Origin of the sequence: Microcystis sp. M31BS1, assembly GCF_020245285.1 — a bacterium.
GTDB lineage: Bacteria > Cyanobacteriota > Cyanobacteriia > Cyanobacteriales > Microcystaceae > Microcystis > Microcystis panniformis.
Genome location: NZ_JADBVE010000247.1, coordinates 1 through 4145 on the forward strand (window position 1 = coordinate 1; position 4145 = coordinate 4145).

Here is a 4145-nt window from a genome sequence, read left to right on the forward strand (position 1 = left end):
CAAAGGGAGTTATTTACTGAGGTCATCCGCTCTTTTATTGTTAATAATTTAGAGTCCAACTTCCTTGACCTCAATAATTTGGCAAGAATAGTCTGAAGTTCAAATGCATATTACGAAAATCCTGTCAATGCGTAAGTCCTACATAAGTAAAATAATCTGGTTTTTGGCTATTATATCAAATCTTAACTTAATTGTCTATCTTTTGGTATTAACCTATTTGTGCTGTAAGTCTTTCCCTGTATAAATTTTAGCTACTTTTAGGCGTAGGCAGTCTCATCGAATTTTATTTTAAGTTAATTATTTGCATAACAGTTACCGAAGAGCCTCATTTCTCTTTGTGATCAAGTTGAAGATTTTCTAGTTTTTGACTGCTATAAGTATTAATACTCATTGCATAAGTGAGATGCTCCCTGCGTCAGTTCAATATTAATGAAGCATTAACCACCGATCGCCATTTTGAGCAAGAAGGTTTTCACCGTTTACTTGTATTCTAAAAAGGGCAGAGCTGCGTCAGGGGTTGGTATTTCTCCAACTGATACTCCTGCCATTTCCCCGACCCCTGTTCGGTGAGGGATTGGGGGTTTCCCAACTGCGCGGCAGCTTCCCGCCAGAATTGCTCAAAGTTCTGCCGCAGTTCTCCGGTGGCAATCATCTCTTTGAGCCGCATGATGGTCACTTGCGGGATGACTTTCCCCATGATTTCTGCCTGCTGGAGTCCCACTTGAAACCCCGTTTCAATTGCCTGCTTCTCCAACAAACGTAAATGTTCGGCTAATTCTTCACTGACGGCGAAGCCATTGCCGTTATCTTCAATTTTACCTCTGTCATTATTGACCGCACTGACCGCAATTTCCTCAAAACTGCCCTGATAGGGGACTTTATCTCGTTTTACCACATCAGGATAGCGATTTTCGGGCAACAGAGCCTCTAGAGTAATAACTCACCGTTCGCTTATTTTTTGAGGTCAGGTAACGAAAATATGGATGAAAAGCTGACCCCGTAAAGGATTGAGCGAACGTTACTGACCCATTTTTATCCATCAGCAAAGAAGTCAGTCGTATAAATGGATTCTGGAATATTCATTAACCGCAAGATTTGTTGTTGTACCTCATTAAGACAAGAGATTTCCGTCTTTCCATCTCGCTCAATATATAAAGTGAGATTTCTAAACGCTTTTAACATCTGTTCAGCCGTAGGACGGTCAGTGCTGCGTTTAGGGTTTCCGTCATAGAGTCCAGCCAAACTAGATTGAGATTGACGTAATTGACGACGCACCACAAATTCCATCAAAGTAAAAACCCTTAAAGCAATCGTTAACAAAAACATCAACCCCTTAATCTTATCTTCGTCTCGAAAATAAATGGGTAAGGCAGATAAGCGACCTTTTTTAAAACGATGAAATCCCCTTTCCGGTTGCCATTGTTCTTGATCAGCTGATACCGCTTCTGTCAAAGATAATTGTTCTTTGTTAGTATTTGTGACATATAAACGCCAACCCACTATCGTCTTAAAAGCCTCAATTTCTGCGTTTAAACGAGTGTAACTAAGAATTAATTTCGTTTCACGAACTCGACGATAAGAAGATAGAACACTACGGTGGCCAAGACCTTTATATACTTTCTTATAGCTTTGCTTTTTCTCAATTGAGTATGTGATATACCTAGTTAATCCTAGTTTTTGCAGAGCTTCTCGTACCTTTTGCTCTAAAACTTTCTCATCTTTACCAGGTCTTTTTTGCAGAGATAATAATTTTTCTTCTCCTTTAATTAAACGACTTCCTAAGCCTTTTATCTGACGGGAGGCTAAGGCATTTGATTTCACTACTAACCATCTTTCATTCCACTGATAACGTTTTTTACTTTCTGGGTCAACCCATATACTTCCCAAAGGAACTTCAAAACCAGAGCCGATTTCTTTCTCTCCTAATCCCACTTCAGTTTCCACGATTTTAATCATTTCATTGGGGGGATTACTTAGCCAATCAGCTAACAGTTTAGGGCGAGGTTGACTCATGGCCAAGGGAAAACAGTAATTTCCTCCTTCTGCTTGGATTTTTGCCCGATTCTCATAACTTGAGGCTTTTGAGTCGGCTAAATATAAGAAATCTTTTTTTCCGAGTATTTCTGTCATTTTTCGCCATGTGGGTACATAATCCTTCTCATCTGTTCCATTTCCTGCCAGAGTCATTCCTAGTAAGGGAAGTCCTACCGGGTCTAATGTAGCCAACATTTGACGATATTGCCTTAAATCGGGTCGTTTGTCTTTACTATATCCGAATTTTAAGAGTGATGATTCTTTTTGCTCTTCTATAATTTGATGATGCACTGAGAAACTCGTTGTGTCACTGCGAGCTTTTTCGGTCGGTAATTCGTAAGCTTTGACCAGATATTGACATAATTCTCTCTCTATCTGGTCTAAACTGTCTGATGAACCCAATGTTCTTAATAACTCTCCACAACGGTCGTCCGTTGCTTCTTTTTCTCCTATTTTCCATCCCGTTATCCCTTCCAGACTTCTTTGATGTTCATTTACCCACGTTTCTAGACAACACATTCTATGATCTCCTTCGCTGATGATATAGGTCAGTAATAATACTGCTAGTTCCCCATAGCTTAATCCTGTGCGATTTCCGTGAGGCTTTTCCAGATTCTCGTCTATCATCTCTGCCACTTTCATTTGTTTTAACCAATGAATAATCACCGGGAGATCATCTATTCGTTCTGACTTTATCTGTGTGGGAATTTTCTTAACTCCTTCAACCAAACCCTTTACTACACAAAGATTTTAACCTTTTTTGTCCTCGATCGCTTTTTTATTTAAGCGAACGGTGAGTAATAAAAGTTAAGAAAAGTTGAAAATGCGTTCCTCTGGTATTTTCTTTGTTTAGAATATAATTAAAGGTTTAACTAAGCCTCTTCAACAACCGCATAGCCGAGGTAAGGTTATGAAAAGCTCATGTGCTGCAAAGCTTGCTGCAATAGCTCTTGTGGCTTGATCTTCTGAGCGGCACACAGGTAGTCAGGTCAATCCCCCAGGAATACAATCCTCGCCTACTCAAGTAAATCCTCAGCCTCCAAGTGTATCAAATCCATACGACCCTACCAACTCCCAAGGAATACAATCCTCGTCTACGGAAGCCGGAATACCACGTTCTGTACACGAAAATTGCATCAGTCTCATGAATATGAAGGAAATGCACAAATCTCATGTTCAGTTCTGGGAACAACAAATTTCATCACCAAGTCCATACAGCCAACCAACACAAGCGGATAAAATTAACGCAGAATACAATTTAAAGGAATCTCAAAAGCCACTTGATGAGGTCAATGCTCAACTTCAGCAATGTCCACCGAATTATCGATAGAATATTAGCTGAATGCCCTTTTTACACTTTGATAATGAGTTGATGCCAAGAAGATTTGACATCTGCAATGGTGTCATAGTTTCCATCACTTTTTAGAATTGGATAGTGATGGGAGATTTTTGTTGCTAAACTTCTAGAAAACTTTAATAATAAGAGACTATGCACCAAATTGATATAAATCAAGCTCAAACACAACTAGAAAGCTTATTGCAATCTGCACTCAAGGGGGATGAGATTATCATCACCCAGAATGATCAACCGGTTTTAAAATTAGTGCGATTGACTCCACCCCCAAAACGCCGTCAGAGTGGGAGTGCCAAAGGATTAATCTGGATGTCACCTGATTTTGATGAACCTTTGGAAGATTTCAGTGAGTACATGGGATGAAATTATTACTCGATACCCATACATTTCTTTGGTTTATTAATAACAGTCCTCAGTTGAGTATTGATGCTAAAAATTTAATTGAATCAGATGTCGATCTACTGTTGAGTATTGCCAGTTTGTGGGAAATTGCCATCAAAGTTAGTATTGGCAAGCTAACCATACCCAATACATACGATCAATTTATTCCTCAACAAGTGCAACTTAACGACATGGAAATTCTATCAATCAGCATGGCACATCTTACAGTTGTCACACTGACTGACGGACACAAGTGGGTCAAAACCTGACAAGACAAGGGTTGCCAAAAAGAAAAATATCTGGGTAGATAGGGAAAAAGCAAGAATCCCTACAAGATGAAAACCGAGAACAGAATCTTCTCCCAAGTTTATTCCTA

General features: G+C 39.4%; 4 protein-coding genes. 2 read left to right on the forward strand and 2 right to left on the reverse strand.

What is annotated here, in order from left to right:
• Nucleotides 1–490: 490 nt before the first annotated feature.
• Both IM509_RS14635 and IM509_RS14640 read right to left on the reverse strand, forming a co-directional pair.
• Nucleotides 491–919 (reverse strand): hypothetical protein, encoded by a 429-nt coding sequence (locus IM509_RS14635; RefSeq protein ID WP_002790027.1) that lies wholly within the window; start codon nucleotides 917–919, stop codon nucleotides 491–493.
• Nucleotides 920–1032: 113 nt separating this feature from the next.
• A complete protein-coding gene (locus tag IM509_RS14640; protein WP_284525875.1) occupies nucleotides 1033–2763 on the reverse strand; it encodes an IS1634 family transposase in 1731 nt (576 codons plus the stop codon).
• Between the two features lie 760 nt (nucleotides 2764–3523).
• On the opposite strand from IM509_RS14640, the gene IM509_RS14645 reads away from it, so the two are divergent.
• Nucleotides 3524–3751: a type II toxin-antitoxin system Phd/YefM family antitoxin gene (locus IM509_RS14645; RefSeq protein WP_002790026.1), complete on the forward strand. Its 228-nt coding sequence runs from the start codon at nucleotides 3524–3526 to the stop codon at nucleotides 3749–3751.
• Complete coding sequence (locus tag IM509_RS14650) at nucleotides 3748–4038, forward strand: type II toxin-antitoxin system VapC family toxin (protein WP_072928127.1); 291 nt, start codon at nucleotides 3748–3750, stop codon at nucleotides 4036–4038. Before IM509_RS14645 ends, IM509_RS14650 begins: the two co-directional genes overlap by 4 nt.
• The last annotated feature ends 107 nt before the right edge of the window (nucleotides 4039–4145 follow it).

Coding starts and splice junctions, on each gene's coding strand:
- IM509_RS14650 (WP_072928127.1), top strand. CDS start 3,748: ATGAAATTATTACTCGATACCCATACATTTCTTTGGTTTATTAATAAC.
- IM509_RS14645 (WP_002790026.1), top strand. CDS start 3,524: ATGCACCAAATTGATATAAATCAAGCTCAAACACAACTAGAAAGCTTA.